This is a genomic window from Fulvimarina fulva (assembly GCF_039652615.1).
In the GTDB taxonomy this organism is placed as follows: Bacteria; Pseudomonadota; Alphaproteobacteria; order Rhizobiales; family Rhizobiaceae; genus Fulvimarina.
Genome location: NZ_JBDJAC010000002.1, coordinates 372,947 through 386,951, shown reverse-complemented (window position 1 = coordinate 386,951; position 14,005 = coordinate 372,947). Strand labels below are relative to the sequence as shown.

The window sequence follows — 14,005 nt, the reverse complement described above, 5'->3', positions numbered from 1 at the left end:
CCCTCTACGACTGTATCGAACGGAAATACCGGGAGATCAGGTCATGGGACAGGCTGCGAACACCGAGGGAAGACGTCCTTCGTGGCGGTCCTTGCCTGCAATGGACCCCGTCTTTCCTCGCCGTCTGCGGCCTCGTCCAACGAAGGCTGTTCGTTTCGATTGCGAACCTCGCCGGTCGCACGACCGGCTTGCGGCCCGCGCCGCCCTTACAGAATAGAAGCACCTCGCCATGTCACTTCTTTCGGTCTTAAACAGCGCACGGTCGTCGTTTTCCGTCACGAGCCAGCAGTCGGCGCTCGTTGCGCGTAACGTCGCCAATTCTGCCGATCCGACCGCGACGCGGAAATTCGGCAATCAGAGCTATGAGCGCGTCGGCGCCGTCGATATCAGGTCGATTTCCCAGTCGAGCGACCCGGCGCTCTATCGCAGTCTCATCAGTGCCCAGGCAAGCCAGGGAACGAACCAGACGCTGGCCGATGCGCTCGACCGTGTTCGCGACGTGATCGGTGATGTCGATGCGCCGACCTCGCCGTCTGCTTCGATCGCGGCCCTCAAGGATGCGCTCACCGACCTTGCTGGTTCGCCGGAAAGCTCGCATCTTCAGCGTGCCGCCGTCGATGCCGCGCGTACCGTGACGACGAACATCAACAACGCGACCAAGTCCGTCCAGGACATGCGTGGGGATGCCGATCGCCAGCTGGAAGCCGGGGCGAAACGCCTGAACGAACTTCTCGCGAACCTCGAAACCCTCAATGCAAAGGTGGTGTCCGGGACTGAGGCCGGCGCGGATGTGACCGACGACGTGGATCAGCGCGACCGGATCGTGTCGGAAATCTCGGACTATGTCGGGGTTTCGGTCCGGTTTCGCGCGAACAACGATCTCGTGCTCTCGACCGATTCCGGTATCGTGATGTTCGAGACGACGCCGAGAAGCGTCGAATTCGCGCGCACGCCGAGCTTCGATCCGTCGATCCGGCTGGATAGCGCAGTTCCGGCCAAGCGGCCTGGCGAGTTCAAGATCGACGGCGTGAGCATCGGCGCAGACAGCACGATGACGGTCCGAGAGGGCACGCTCGTCGCCGCCCTCAAGCTTCGCGACGAGATCGGCGTCCAGTTCCAGGATCGGCTCGACGATACCGCGAACACCTTGATCAACGAGACATTTGCCGAGAATGGCGCACCCGGTCTTTTCGAGCGGGCGGGGCCTGCGACGATCTCGATCGCCGCAAGCGTCGATTATCGTCTGCCCACGGGTGATCCGGCACGCCTGCGCGATGGCGGGATCAACGGCAGTGCCTCCTTCAATGCGGCCGGTGACGCCGGCTTTTCCGACCGGCTGAACCAGCTCGTCGCAAGGTTCAGCGATCAGCACACCTTCGCGACGGGCGAGATCGGCACGATCGCAATGTTCACCGCCGGCTCCATGGCACGCTTCGAAGATATACGGGCGACGGCGAGCGAGGATGCCTCCTATCAGTCCGTGATGGTCGCGCGAACCCGCGATGCGCTTTCGAACAAGACCGGCATCAATCTCGACGATGAAATGAGCCACCTTCTCGAACTGGAGCGGACCTATCAGGCCTCGACCAAACTCGTTCAGACCGTCGGCGACCTTCTCGATGGCCTCCTGGCTGTCCGCTAATCTGAAAGGCTGATTTCATGTCGAACTTCCTTGTCTCCAGCCTCTCCCTTTCCGGCGCGCCGCGCGCTTCCATCGCTCGCGTGCAGCAGGAACTGATGATCGCCCAGAAGGAAATCGCGACCGCCCGCTACGACGATGTCGGCAAGAGCCTCGGCATTTCGGTCGAGCGCACGATCACCATGCGCGCTGAAGTCTCCAATAGGGAGAGGCTCATGAACACCAACACGGTGATGGGCCAGCGCTTCGAAACCATGCAGGCCGTTCTCGGGACGATCGCCGATACCGGCGACAATCTTCTGGCCTCGCTGATTTCCTCGTCGGCAGCCGATCAGGCAGCGCGCGCCAACAAGCAGGTCGCCTCCGCCAGTATCAGCCAGATCATCGGCGGGCTGAACGGAAACTTCGGCTCACGCTATATCTTCTCGGGTGCCGCCACGGACACGCCGCCCATGAAGCCGGACATCTTCAAGGATTTCGAGACGTCGGTCGCTTCCGGCCTCGTGGATACCGCCTGGAATACGTTCGTTGCGGCGAATGCCGGCGGCGATCCCGCTCAGGTGACGGCTGCGCAGATGGAAAACTTCCTCCAGAACGACTTCGAGAATCTTTTCAGCGACGCGAACTGGGCGGCAAACTGGTCCAATGCATCCGACAGTGATGCAACGAGCCGCATCGGCGACAATGACTACATCCAGAGCTCGGTCTCTGCGAATGACGAGAGCTTCCGCAACGTCGTCAAATCGTCCGTCATGCTGTCGAAATTCGGCGGCGATTATCTGAACGACGAAGCACGTCAGGTTCTCACAAGCACGTCCATCGAAAGTCTCTCCAAGGGCCTGTCGCAGCTCACGGATCTTCGCTCGGAGATCGGCCTTCGCCAGGAGCGTGTCAGCATGGCTAACGATGGATTAAAGGTTCAGCAAAGGGTGCTGGAAATCGCGATCCAGGAGGAGGAGGAGGTCGATGTGTATGAGGCCAAGATTCGAATAGACGGCCTGATGAACACGCTTGAGATGTCTTACTCCCTGACAGCGCGGATGTCTCGGATGAGCCTTCTTAACTACCTTTAGTTTCCGCTCGGGTATGATCCCGCACAAGCGATCAAGCGCCTGAACTCGGGTTTCGGGTGACGATAGCGACACGCCAGAAATAGGACTGTCCTCTGCCTGAAAAAGGTGAGGACCCGCATATCAAGGGGTTTCAATGTATCAGTTTTCCTACGCGGAAGTGGCTCAGGACACGGCGGTCGATGCGCGCGAGCGCGAGCGCCAGGCGCTTGATCACTCGATCGCGCTTCTTGAAAAAGCAGAGAGAAACGGTCCGAGAAGCAGAGACGCGATCGAAGCGATCTATATCACGCGCAGCCTCTGGGCGATCCTGATCGAGGATCTCGGCAGCTCCGACAACGGGCTTCCCGAAGAGCTTCGAGCGGAACTCATCTCGATCGGCCTGTGGATCATGGCCGAGGCGGAAGCCATCCGTGTCGGCAAATCCACGAATTTCAAAGGCGTCATCGAAATTTCGCGCCTCATCCGGGATGGTCTCAATTAATGTCTACGCTCAGGATATCGCTGCGTGCGGGCGAGCGCATCTTCGTGAACGGCGCCGTCATGAAGGTCGATCGTAAAACGACCCTCGAATTCCTGAACGATGTGACCTTTCTTCTCGAAAGCCATGTCATGCAGGCCGAGAACGCCACGACGCCCCTTCGCCAGCTCTATTTCGTCGTGCAGATGATGCTGATGGATCCGGCCGATCAGGACAGGCCGCGCGCCGTGTTCAACGACAATCTCGCCCGGATGCTGAAGGCTTACTCGAACCGGGACATTCTTCAGGGTCTTCTCGAGATCGAGGACATGGTCGGGCGTGGCCGTGCCTTCGAGGCGCTGAAGCGGTTGCGCTCGCTCATCCCGATCGAGGACGAAATCCTCGGACGGCCTGAAAAAGGGGCCGTTCGTCCCGCCCCGCCCCGGGTCGTCCGGGGTGAGGACCAGAAACTTCGGATGGCCGCAGGAGGCATGTCATGAGCGTCGGCGCTGTAGGGGCCACTCAACAGACACAGGCGACGTCCGCCCAGAACGGTGTCACCAAGGGCGGCGCGTCCGAAATGGACTATGACGCCTTCCTCCAGCTGCTCGTTGCGCAGATGAAGAACCAGGATCCGCTCAACCCGGCCGATTCCACCGAATATGTTGCCCAGTTTGCGACCTTCGCCAATGTCGAGCAGTCGATCCAGACCAACACCCGGCTCGACAGCATGATGACCGTCTCGGCGCTGACCCAGGCGGACGCCCTGATCGGGCGCACGATCTTCTCCGCCGACGGTGAGAAGAGCGGCACCGTCTCCAGCATCCGCTCGGTCGACGGTGGAATCCAGGCAACGACCTCGAACGGCGATACGATCATGCTCGGAAACGGCGTCACTGTGGCCTGAGGCTTTGGCCGCCTTTCGCGGCACGGGCCTCTCTGACGCGCTTCGAGACCTCCCATTTCACATGCGGCGACCATGAGGGTCGACCGGCCAGGCTATGAAGGCTGAAGATCCATGAACCAGGCTGACGCGATCGATATCGTTCAGGAAGCGATCTGGACCATCGTCACCGCGAGTGCACCCGCCGTCGGCGCGGCCATGGCGGTCGGTATTCTGATCGCCCTTTTCCAGGCGCTTACCCAGATCCAGGAAATGACACTGACCTTCGTGCCGAAGATCCTGGCGATCTTCATCGTGATCGCGGTCACGGCATCCTTCACCGGCGCTCAGGTCTATGCATTCACCCAGGAAGCCTACAGCCGCATCGAGACCGGCTTCGACGGAAACCAGTAGACCACCAGCCCGTTCGGCTGCGGTCAGGCTGACATCAGTCTCCTCCCTTAAGACATCGTTAACGCTTTCGCGCAGCTGCCATGATGGCGGTCCGGCGGACTGCGAGTATCATTTCGGAAGGGCTCTCGAATGAGCGAGACCAACGATTTGCAGATCGAGGACGGGACGAAGAAGAAGGGTGGCATGATGCCCCTGATCGTCGCCCTCGGCCTCGTTACGATAATCGGCGGCGGCGGCGGCGCAGCGATGGGGTTTCTGCTGAGCGGCGGTTCCAGCAAGGAGGAGCCTGCGACTCCCGCTGAGGAACACGCCGAGGCGCCCAAGCATGAAGAGCCGGCCGCAGACCCTCAGGGCGGCCATGGCGACGACGGCGAAAAGAGCATCACCGAAATTGCTGAGGCCGAGAAACTGCCGCTTCGCATCATCGAGCTGAAGCCGGTTTTGACGAACCTCTATAATCCGTCAGCCTCATGGATTCGGATCGAGGCCGCGCTGATCATCAAGGACGACTCCGAAACCGATCCGGCGATCCTTGCGGCCGAGATCGAGGCCGATACGCTCGCCTTCGCACGCTCGCTCCAGATTTCCCAGGTCGAGGGCACACGCGGCCTGCTGCACCTTCGCGACGACCTTCGTGAACGCGCAAGGCTGCGCTCGCCGGTCGTCGTCGATTATCTCATCCAGGCCATGGTCGTCGAATGAGCTCCCCGGTGTCAAAGACTGTCCTTCGGCTCGCGCTCGTTCTTCTGGGCCTTGTCGGGCTGGCCACCGCAGCCCATGCCCAGATGGCCAATCCTTCGAGCCTCGCTGACCTGATACCCCAGGGCGACGGCACGATGTCCGGGCGCATTATCCAGCTTTTCGGTATCGTCACCGTGCTGTCGATCGCGCCGGGACTTCTCGTGATGGTGACGGCTTTCACGCGCATCGTCATTGCGCTTTCGATCATGCGAACCGGCCTCGGGCTCCAGACGACGCCGGCGAACCTCATCATCATCTCGCTCGCGCTGTTCATGACCTTCTTCGTCATGACCCCAACCTTCGACCGGGCCTGGAAGGACGGGCTTCAGCCGCTGCTTGAGAACGAGATCGGCGAGGAAGAGGCGTTCCATCGGATCGCCGACCCGTTCAAGGACTTCATGCTGACCCAGGTGCGCCCCTCGGACCTCCAGCTGTTCGGCGACATCGCCTCGTCCACCGGGCGGGATCGCGTGCAACCGCCAGAGCAGGGGGCGGCCGACGAGCGGGACGTGGAGCTTCGCGTGCTGATCCCCGCCTTCATGATCTCCGAACTGCGGCGCGGCTTCGAGATCGGCTTCCTCATCGTTCTGCCGTTCCTCGTCATCGACATGATCGTTGCGACGCTGACCATGTCCATGGGCATGATGATGCTTCCACCGACCATCATTTCCCTGCCGTTCAAGATCCTGTTCTTCGTGCTGATCGACGGCTGGAACCTGCTGGTGGGCTCGCTGGTGCGAAGTTTCTTCTAGATTTCCGGTCGTGAAAGCTCTCGCGCCACGGGCGAGAAACCGCTCCGGTCAGACCTCGAGGACATCCTGAAAGGCATCGGGATGGGTCTTGCGGGCGACGGTCTCATCGACCCGAAGGAGCGCCTCGTAGGATTGCGCATCGAACGGGTTTTCGGCCGGCACGATCTCGCGATTGAACAGCCAGGAGATACGGCCTGCATCGAGATTGCCGCGCTCGAACGGCTCGTCGCCGAACATGTGCCAGATCGCGTGCAGAAATGCGGTGTCGGCCAGCTTTTCGGTGGACGTGCGATCATGGAAACGCTTGCGCTCGATGATCTTTGTCGCGCCCTTCGGGTTTGCCCGGCGGACCGTGAACTGGAAGCCGGTGCCTGGCAGGCCGGACGGGAAACCGCGATGCTTGGTCATGGGCGGCAATTTGGGCATGGTTCGGCCTTCGGAGTGCGGTGCTGGATGGCGGGGGTGCGACGTGTCACTGCACCTACGTCTAGTGCGCGTCTCTGGCAGCCGAAAGGGGAAATCGCATTTTGGCTCGTACGAAGGTCTAAGCGGTCAATCCAGCAAAATTCATGTTTCGGCAGATCCTGGGAGTGATGATCGACAACGATCGATCCGAGGAAAACCGGCTCAGTTCCTTGATCTGCCAGGCATTCGACGGCCGGCGCCACTTCACATTTCCGGTTTAGAACCGCTTAACGGTTTTATCACGGACCAGTGATTAGAATGAAGCGCATCGTATCGATTGCATTCAATTGAACCCATGCCGGACCGGAAGACGCTCATCGCTCTTTTGGCCAGATATCTGCCGGGAGGCCTCCGTGGTGTCATTCTTTCGCAAACGGGCGACGGCCGAGCCGAGCGAGACGGTTCCCGACGCACTGGCCGCCTTCGGGACCATGGCGGTGCCCGCGTTCGTACTGGGGCGCGATGGGACCGTCGCGATGTGGAACCCGGCCTGCGAGGAGCTGACGGGCCTTAAGGCGCGGGATGTCATGGGCACCAAGAACCACTGGAAGGGCTTTTACGCTGCAGCCCGTCCCTGCCTTGCGGATCTCGCCTTCGGCAAAAACCCCGAGGCTGTCGCAGCGCTCTATGCCGCGCAGGAGCGGACCATCGACAGCGTCAATCTTCGCGCCCAAAACTGGTGCGACCTTCCCTGCGGCAAGCGCCGCTATCTCCTGATCGACGCTTGCCCGATCTTCGACGCCGACGGTGAGATTTGCGCCGTCGTCGAGACCCTTCAGGACATGACGGTGAACGAGGAAGCGAGGCTTGCCGCCATCGAACAGAAAGAACGGCAGGCAGATGTCACCAGCACGATCGGACTGGCGCTGAAGGCGCTCGCATCCGGCGATCTCGCAACACGTATCGATGCGGACTTCCCGCAAGAATATGAAGGACTTCGCCAGGACTTCAACCAGGCTGTCGGTGCTCTTGCCCAGGCGATCGCCGCCATCAGCGACAAGGCCGACAGCATACGGACCGGCTGCTCCGAACTCTCGGCAGCCGCAAGCGATTTTGCGGTCCGCACTGAGCGTGAGGCGGCTCAGGTGGAACAGGCCGCACACGAAGTCAGCCGGATCAGCGCCGCCGTGACCGAAACGAGCGGCGGTCTCGGAAACGCCCGCAAGGTGATCGCTCAGGCAAAAGATCAATCCACCCGCTCGGAAGCCGTCATCGAGCAGACCATCGATTCGATCAAAGCCATCGAATCTTCTTCGGAAAAGATCGCCCAGATCATCGGCGTGATCGATGAGATCGCTTTCCAGACCAATCTTCTTGCGCTCAATGCCGGCGTCGAGGCCGCAAGAGCCGGCGAGGCAGGGCGCGGGTTTGCAATCGTTGCTCAGGAGGTGCGGGGCCTGGCACAGCGCTCGGCCGATGCAGCACGCGAGATCAAGACGCTGATTACGACCTCCAGCGAAGAGGTCGCCGATGGCTCCCGCCTCGTTGGGGAAACGGGCACGTTCCTAAAGGCGATCGTCGAACAGGTCATGCAGATCGACGAACTCGTCGTCGGGCTGGCAACGGGCGCCGAGGATCAGTCCTCGCGCATCAAGAACGTGGACACGAGCGTCTCCGACATCGACCGGATGGTCCAGCAGAACGCGGCCATGGCGGAGGAGACATCGGCCGCAAGCCAGAGCCTCACCGACGAGGCCAATCATCTCTCGCGGCTGCTTTCGCGCTTCACCATCGCTGAGGTCCGCCAGTCCCGCGAGGGCGAGGCACGATCCCACCGACACGAGCACTTCGACCGCACCGCAGCCTGAGCCATCCTGACCGGCCAACGAGCGCCTAAAGTCGCCTCAGCCAGCCGTCGCTCACTTGTACAGGATCAACTGGATGTCGGCGACATTCGTGCCGGTTGCGCCCGTCTTCACCAATGCGTTTGCGGCTTCGAGAGCGGGATTGGAATCGTTGTCGGCAAGCCTTTCCCGAGGATTAAGCCCGGCATCTCGCATCTTGCCAAGCGTTTCGGCATCGACGATTGCGCCGGCTGCGTCTGTCGGGCCGTCGCGGCCATCGGTGCCGCCTGAGAGAAACACCCAGTCTCCGATAATCGGTTCTTCCTCTGCGAGCATGGCGAAACGCATCGCCATTTCCTGATTGCGACCACCAGAGCCGCTGCCCTTGAGGACGACCGTCGTCTCTCCGCCGGCAATGATCGCGACTGGCTTTCCGCCGGACGAATGACTGCTTAGAAGTTTGCGCAGGCGGGCTGCGGCATCGGCGACGTCACCGTCGAGCCAGCCTGTCACACGGTCAGTCAGATAGCCCATTTCTTCCGCCGCCGCTTCCGCCGCATCGCAGCTGAGGGCGTTGGAGCCGACGATGACGGTCTCGTAGTCCTGCGATGTAAAATCCGGCGCGGCGCTGGTGTCGCGCAGCCGGGTGAGGGCGGCTTCCGGGAGCCTGTCCTCGATGCCGTAACGCTGGACGATTCCCAGTGCGGCTTCCGGCGCATCGGAGGAGGGGACGCTCGGACCGGAGGCGACCGAAGATGGATCGTCGCCCGGGACATCGGAGAGGATCAGCGAGAGGACGCGGGCGGGCGCTGCGCGCGCGAGGAGACCGCCGCCCTTGAGGCGCGAGAGCTTGCGGCGAACCGTATTGACTTCGTCGATGGGTGCCCCGCAGCCGAGCAGCGCGTCGTTGACGGCGATCTTGTCTTCAAGCGTCAGCCCTTCGGCGGGCGCGGTGAGAAGCGCAGAGCCCCCACCGGAGACGAGGACGAGAACGAGATCCCCGTCTTCCGCGCTGTCGGCGGCAGCCTCGATCGCTTCTGCGCCCTTTTCGCTGCCCTCAGTCGGCGTCGGGTGCCCGCCGACATAGGTGTCGACGCCGGCGATCACCTTGGCCGCATCCTGCGTGGTGACCGCAACGCCAACTTTCAGCTTGTCCTGAATGTAAGGGAGCGCCGCCTCCGCCATTTGCGTGGCAGCCTTGCCGAAGGCGATGAGGACGATCCCTTTCGCATCGAAGATCGTCTCCTTCCGATCCTGAAGCGCGGCGTCCACCGCGCTCCCCGGATCGGCGGCCTCGACGGCGCGCCGGAAGATCGCCTCGGCATCCTGCCGAAGCGAACGCTCTTGCCTGTTCCCTTGCGTCTCGGACATCGGCGTCAGGCCACCCTGTCGCCGGGTTCCTTGCCGGCGAAAAAGGCTTCGAGATTGTCCATCACACGCCATCCCATGGCATCGCGGGTCCATTTCGTTGCGGAGCCGAGATGGGGAAGCATGACGGCGTTTGTTTCAAGAAGCGCTGGTGGAATGGTGGGCTCGCCCTCGAAGACATCGAGGCCGGCGCCCGCGATTGTGCCGTTGTTGAGCGCATCGGCGAGGGCCTTGGCGTCGACGACTTCCCCGCGCGCGGAGTTCACGAGGATCGCGGTCGGCTTCATCATTGCGAGCCGCTCGGCATTGATGAGGTGGTAGTTCTCCTTGCCGCCGGGCATGTGCAGCGAGAGGACGTCCGCTTCCTTCAGGACGGCCTCGATGGAGTCGCGGCTTTCCGCGTTCGTCGCTGCCGCCTTTTCCGGCGCAACGGGGAACGCGTCGTAATAGATGACCTTCATTCCGAAGCCGTGATGGGCGCGCTTGGCAGCCTCCTGGCCGATGCGGCCGAAGCCGAGCACGCCGAAGATGCCGCCGGAGACCTTGGTGCCGACCATATGGGTCGGGCGCCAGCCGGTCCAGTTGCCGGCGCGCAGCTCGCGCTCACCCTCGCCGGCGCGGCGCGCGGCCATCAGCATCAGCGTCATCGCGAGATCAGCCGTGCATTCGGACAGGACTTCCGGCGTGTTGGTGACGACGATGCCGGCCTTCTTGGCCGCATCCGTATCGATATGGCTGTAGCCAACGCCGTAGCTGGCGATGATCTTCGTCTTCGGATCGGCAACGTCGAGCACCGATGCGTCCACGCTGTCGGAGACCGTCGGACACAACGCGTCATAGTCCGTCAGCGCCTGCCGCATCTCGTCTTTCGACATCGGCTTGTCGTTCTCGTTGAACGTCACGTCGTAGGTCTCGGCCAGCTTCTTTTCGACGGCTTCGGGCCAGCGGCGCGTCACCAGTATCTTCGGTTTGCTCATTGTCGGAATTCTCCTCCCGCGTGCAGACAAGAAAGGGCGGATGGCGCGGCTTGTCCATAGCCGCGCCCCGCCATTGGTCGTACTTTGATCTCAGCCCTATCAGGCGGCCTTCTTCGTTCCGATCATGTCCTCGACGACTTCGCCGAAGGCCGAAGGGTGGGGCACGACAGTGATGCCGCAAGCCTTCATGATCTCGATCTTTTCGGCGGCGGACTCGCCTTCGGTGGACACGATGGCGCCGGCATGGCCCATGCGCTTGCCTTTTGGCGCGGACGCACCGGCGATGAAGGCGGCAATCGGCTTGGACATGTTTTCCTTCGCCCAATGGGCGGCTTCGGCTTCCTGTGGCCCGCCGATCTCACCAATCATCACAACGGCATCCGTTTCGGGATCGGCCTCGAAGAGTTCGAGACAGTCCTTGAAGGACGAGCCGTTGATCGGATCGCCGCCGATGCCGATCGAGGTGGAGACGCCGATGCCCTTTTCGAGCATCTGGGCCGCCGCCTCATAGGACAGGGTGCCCGAGCGTGCGACGACGCCGATGCGGCCCGATTTGTAGATATTGGTCGGCATGATGCCCATGAAGCCCTGGCCCGGTGTGATCATGCCCGCGCAGTTCGGTCCGAACAGGCGCATCTTGTCCGCCTGCTTGTAGCGGCGCATGTAACGCTTGACGCGCATCATGTCCTGGGCCGGAATGCCGTCGGTGATGCAGACGCAGAACTTGATGCCGGCATCGGCCGCTTCCATGATCGAATCCGCGGCGAAGGGCGGTGGTACGAAGACGATGGAGGCGTCCGCGCCGGTTTCCTCCACAGCGCCGCGAACCGTGTTGAAAACCGGCAGGTCGAGATGCATCTGGCCGCCCTTCGACGGGGTGACGCCACCGACGACATTGGTGCCGTAACGGATCATGTCCTCGGCGTGGAACGTGCCGATCTTGCCGGTGAAGCCCTGGACGATGACCTTGGTGTCCTTGGTGAGTAGTACTGCCATGATATCCTCCCGTCAGGCTGCCTTGGATGCGCCGGCGTTCTTCCACGCGGCGACCGCTTTTTCCGCACCCTCCTTGAGGGTGTCGGCGACGATGATGTCTTCGCCGGAATCGGCGAGGATCTGCTTGCCCTTCTCCACATTCGTGCCGGCCAGGCGGACGATGATCGGCAGATCGACGCCGACCTCCTTCTTGGCCTTGATGACGCCTTCCGCGACCCAGTCGCAGCGGTTGATGCCGGCGAAGATGTTGACGAAGATCACCTTCACGTTCTCGTCCTGAAGCACCGCGCGGAAGCTTTTGGCGACACGGTCCGGGCTTGCGCCGCCGCCGATATCGAGGAAGTTCGCGGGCTCGCCGCCGGAGATCTTGATCATGTCGAGGGTCGCCATGGCGAGGCCGGCGCCGTTGATGATGCAGCCGATTTCCCCGTCGAGGCCGACATAGGAAAGACCACGATCGGAAGCGAAGGTTTCGCGCGGGTCTTCCTGACTCTTGTCGCGCAGCTCGGAAATCTCCTGGCGGCGGAAGAGCGCATTCTCGTCGAAGCTCATCTTGGCATCGAGCGCCATGACGCTGCCGCCCTTCGTGATGACCAGCGGATTGATCTCCAGCATCGAGGCGTCATAGTCGCGGAAGGCGCGGTAGCAGCCGAGGATGGTGTCGACCATCCGGTTCACGACCTTGTAGTCGAGACCGAGATTGTAGGAGATCTCGCGGGCCTGGAAGTCCTGAAGGCCATGTCCGGGATCGACGATCGTCTTGACGAGGGACTCCGGTTCCTTGTCGGCGATCTCCTCGACTTCCATCCCGCCCGAGGACGAGGCGATGATCATGATGCGCTCGGCTTTCCGGTCGAGCACGAAGCCGAGATAGAGTTCCTGTGCGATATCGACCGTCTCCTCGATATAGAGACGGTTGACGAGCTTGCCCTCGGGGCCGGTCTGGTGGGTGACGAGGCGCTTGCCGAGCATGTCCTCGGCAGCTGCTTTCACCGCCTTGTCGCTGTCGCAGAGCTTGACGCCGCCGGCCTTGCCACGGGCGCCGGAATGGATCTGCGCCTTCACGGCCCAGCGGTCGCCGCCGATCTCGCTCGCGCGATAGGCCGCCTGTTCCGGGCTGTAGGCGAGGCCTCCACGCGGCAGGTTCACACCGTGCCGGGCCAGTAGCTCCTTGGCCTGATATTCATGGATATCCATGTGATGTCTCCCTTGTCTTGGCGGCTCAGCGCGCGTTGATCGCTTCGTGCATTTTCAGGACGTTCTGGGCCATGCGCTCGGAGGCGGCGTCGATCATCTTGCCGTCGAGCGAGGCGGCGCCCTGGCCCTTGCCTTCGGCTTCCTTCAACGCGGCGAGGATCTTGCGGGCCTTTTCGACCTCGGCCTCCGGCGGAGAGAACACATCGTTGGCAAGCTTGATCTGCGAGGGGTGGATCGCCCATTTGCCCTCGATGCCGAGAGACGCGGCGCGGTTGGCGCCATCGGTGAATCCCTGGGGGTCGGAGAAGTCTCCGAAGGGGCCGTCGATGGGACGAAGTCCGTAGGCGCGGCAAGCGACGGTCATGCGCGACAGGGCGTAGTGCCACTGGTCGCCCGGATAGTTCGGGTTGAGGCCGCCGATATTGGTGGTTCGCGCCTTGTTGAAGGCCGCATAGTCGGCAACGCCGAAATGCAGGGCCTCGAGGCGGCCGCCATAGGCCGCGATCTTTTCCACATTCGCCATTCCGAGCGCGGTTTCGATCAGCGCCTCGATGCCGACCCGGGTCTCGTAGCCCTTTGCCATCTCGATCTGGTTGATCATGGCCTCGACCATGTAGATGTCCGAGGGATTGCCCACTTTCGGGATCAGGATCGTGTCGAAACGGTCTCCCGCCTGTTCCATCAGATCGACGACATCGCGGTACATGTATTTCGTGTCGATGCCGTTGATGCGCACCGACACAGTCTTGTTCTTCGCGCGCCAGTCGATGTCGTTGAGGATCTGGATGATGTTGCGAAGCGCCTTTTCCTTGTCGGGCGGTGCAACGGCATCCTCGATATCGAGGAAGACGTAATCGGCTTCGCCGTCGGCGGCCTTTTCCATCATTGTGACATTGGCGCCCGGCACGGCGAGTTCACTTCGCTGAAGCCTGAATTTCCGTAGATTGTGGAGCTCGTGGCTCATGGGCTTCTCCTCCCTTGAAATGTGATTGGCCCTCTGGCGATCGCGGATGCGCGGCGCGCCTTTGAGGCGGCGGAATGGTCAGTGAGCGGGCCCGATCATGCACCGTGAACCGCTGGTGTCGTCTGGCGACGGGGCGATTGCCGGCCTTGAAAATGGGTGAGGGGACGTGCGACCCGGCATTCGGCTCTCGTCGCGCTCCAGGCCGCTGTCCTGGCTTCTGCGACGTCGCGCCACGGCGGCGGCATGGTCGTCGGACGCGGTATAAACGATTGTTTATGACCGGTCATTTCAAGTC

15 protein-coding genes are annotated in these 14,005 nt (G+C 62.1%); 9 read left to right on the top strand and 6 right to left on the bottom strand.

From position 1 onward, the window contains the following. The first annotated feature begins 229 nt into the window (after positions 1–229). The 8 genes from flgK (at position 230) to fliP (ending at position 5,959) form a co-directional block, all read left to right on the top strand. Complete coding sequence (gene flgK, locus ABDX79_RS05350) at positions 230–1,642, top strand: flagellar hook-associated protein FlgK (protein ID WP_346219221.1); 1,413 nt, start codon at positions 230–232, stop codon at positions 1,640–1,642. Between the two features lie 17 nt (positions 1,643–1,659). Continuing rightward, a complete protein-coding gene (locus ABDX79_RS05345; RefSeq protein ID WP_346219220.1) occupies positions 1,660–2,712 on the top strand; it encodes a flagellar hook-associated family protein in 1,053 nt (350 codons plus the stop codon). 133 nt (positions 2,713–2,845) lie between these two features. Beyond that, a complete protein-coding gene (flaF, locus tag ABDX79_RS05340; RefSeq protein WP_346219219.1) occupies positions 2,846–3,193 on the top strand; it encodes a flagellar biosynthesis regulator FlaF in 348 nt (115 codons plus the stop codon). Next, the gene (flbT, locus tag ABDX79_RS05335; RefSeq protein ID WP_346219218.1) at positions 3,193–3,669 is read left to right on the top strand and encodes a flagellar biosynthesis repressor FlbT; all 477 of its coding nucleotides are present in this window, start codon (positions 3,193–3,195) and stop codon (positions 3,667–3,669) included. The genes flaF and flbT overlap by 1 nt, the downstream gene beginning before the upstream one ends. Then, positions 3,666–4,076, top strand: a complete 411-nt coding sequence (gene flgD, locus ABDX79_RS05330; RefSeq protein ID WP_346219217.1) for a flagellar hook assembly protein FlgD — start codon at positions 3,666–3,668, stop codon at positions 4,074–4,076. Before flbT ends, flgD begins: the two co-directional genes overlap by 4 nt. A 111-nt stretch (positions 4,077–4,187) precedes the next feature. Further along, on the top strand, positions 4,188–4,466 hold the full coding sequence (fliQ, locus tag ABDX79_RS05325; protein ID WP_346219216.1) for a flagellar biosynthesis protein FliQ: 279 nt from the start codon (positions 4,188–4,190) through the stop codon (positions 4,464–4,466). 129 nt (positions 4,467–4,595) lie between these two features. After that, complete coding sequence (locus ABDX79_RS05320) at positions 4,596–5,168, top strand: flagellar basal body-associated FliL family protein (RefSeq protein WP_346219215.1); 573 nt, start codon at positions 4,596–4,598, stop codon at positions 5,166–5,168. Further along, positions 5,165–5,959: a flagellar type III secretion system pore protein FliP gene (gene fliP / locus ABDX79_RS05315; protein ID WP_346219214.1), complete on the top strand. Its 795-nt coding sequence runs from the start codon at positions 5,165–5,167 to the stop codon at positions 5,957–5,959. The genes ABDX79_RS05320 and fliP overlap by 4 nt, the downstream gene beginning before the upstream one ends. A 48-nt stretch (positions 5,960–6,007) precedes the next feature. On the opposite strand, the gene ABDX79_RS05310 is transcribed toward fliP, so the two are convergent. Then, entirely contained in the window at positions 6,008–6,385 is a 378-nt protein-coding gene (locus ABDX79_RS05310; RefSeq protein ID WP_346219213.1) for a hypothetical protein, read from the bottom strand. Between the two features lie 395 nt (positions 6,386–6,780). Between ABDX79_RS05310 and ABDX79_RS05305 the strand changes: the two genes are divergently transcribed. Continuing rightward, positions 6,781–8,232 (top strand): methyl-accepting chemotaxis protein, encoded by a 1,452-nt coding sequence (locus ABDX79_RS05305; RefSeq protein WP_346219212.1) that lies wholly within the window; start codon positions 6,781–6,783, stop codon positions 8,230–8,232. A gap of 51 nt (positions 8,233–8,283) precedes the next feature. On the opposite strand, the gene ABDX79_RS05300 is transcribed toward ABDX79_RS05305, so the two are convergent. From ABDX79_RS05300 to ABDX79_RS05280, 5 genes are all read right to left on the bottom strand, one after another. Then, the gene (locus ABDX79_RS05300; RefSeq protein WP_346219211.1) at positions 8,284–9,579 is read right to left on the bottom strand and encodes a glycerate kinase type-2 family protein; all 1,296 of its coding nucleotides are present in this window, start codon (positions 9,577–9,579) and stop codon (positions 8,284–8,286) included. A gap of 5 nt (positions 9,580–9,584) precedes the next feature. After that, complete coding sequence (locus ABDX79_RS05295) at positions 9,585–10,553, bottom strand: 2-hydroxyacid dehydrogenase (protein ID WP_346219210.1); 969 nt, start codon at positions 10,551–10,553, stop codon at positions 9,585–9,587. A 99-nt stretch (positions 10,554–10,652) separates the two neighbouring features. Beyond that, positions 10,653–11,549: a succinate--CoA ligase subunit alpha gene (gene sucD, locus ABDX79_RS05290; protein ID WP_346219209.1), complete on the bottom strand. Its 897-nt coding sequence runs from the start codon at positions 11,547–11,549 to the stop codon at positions 10,653–10,655. Positions 11,550–11,561: 12 nt separating this feature from the next. Next, positions 11,562–12,746 (bottom strand): malate--CoA ligase subunit beta, encoded by a 1,185-nt coding sequence (locus ABDX79_RS05285; protein ID WP_346219208.1) that lies wholly within the window; start codon positions 12,744–12,746, stop codon positions 11,562–11,564. Positions 12,747–12,771: 25 nt separating this feature from the next. Next, complete coding sequence (locus tag ABDX79_RS05280) at positions 12,772–13,710, bottom strand: HpcH/HpaI aldolase/citrate lyase family protein (protein WP_346219207.1); 939 nt, start codon at positions 13,708–13,710, stop codon at positions 12,772–12,774. Positions 13,711–14,005: the final 295 nt, after the last annotated feature.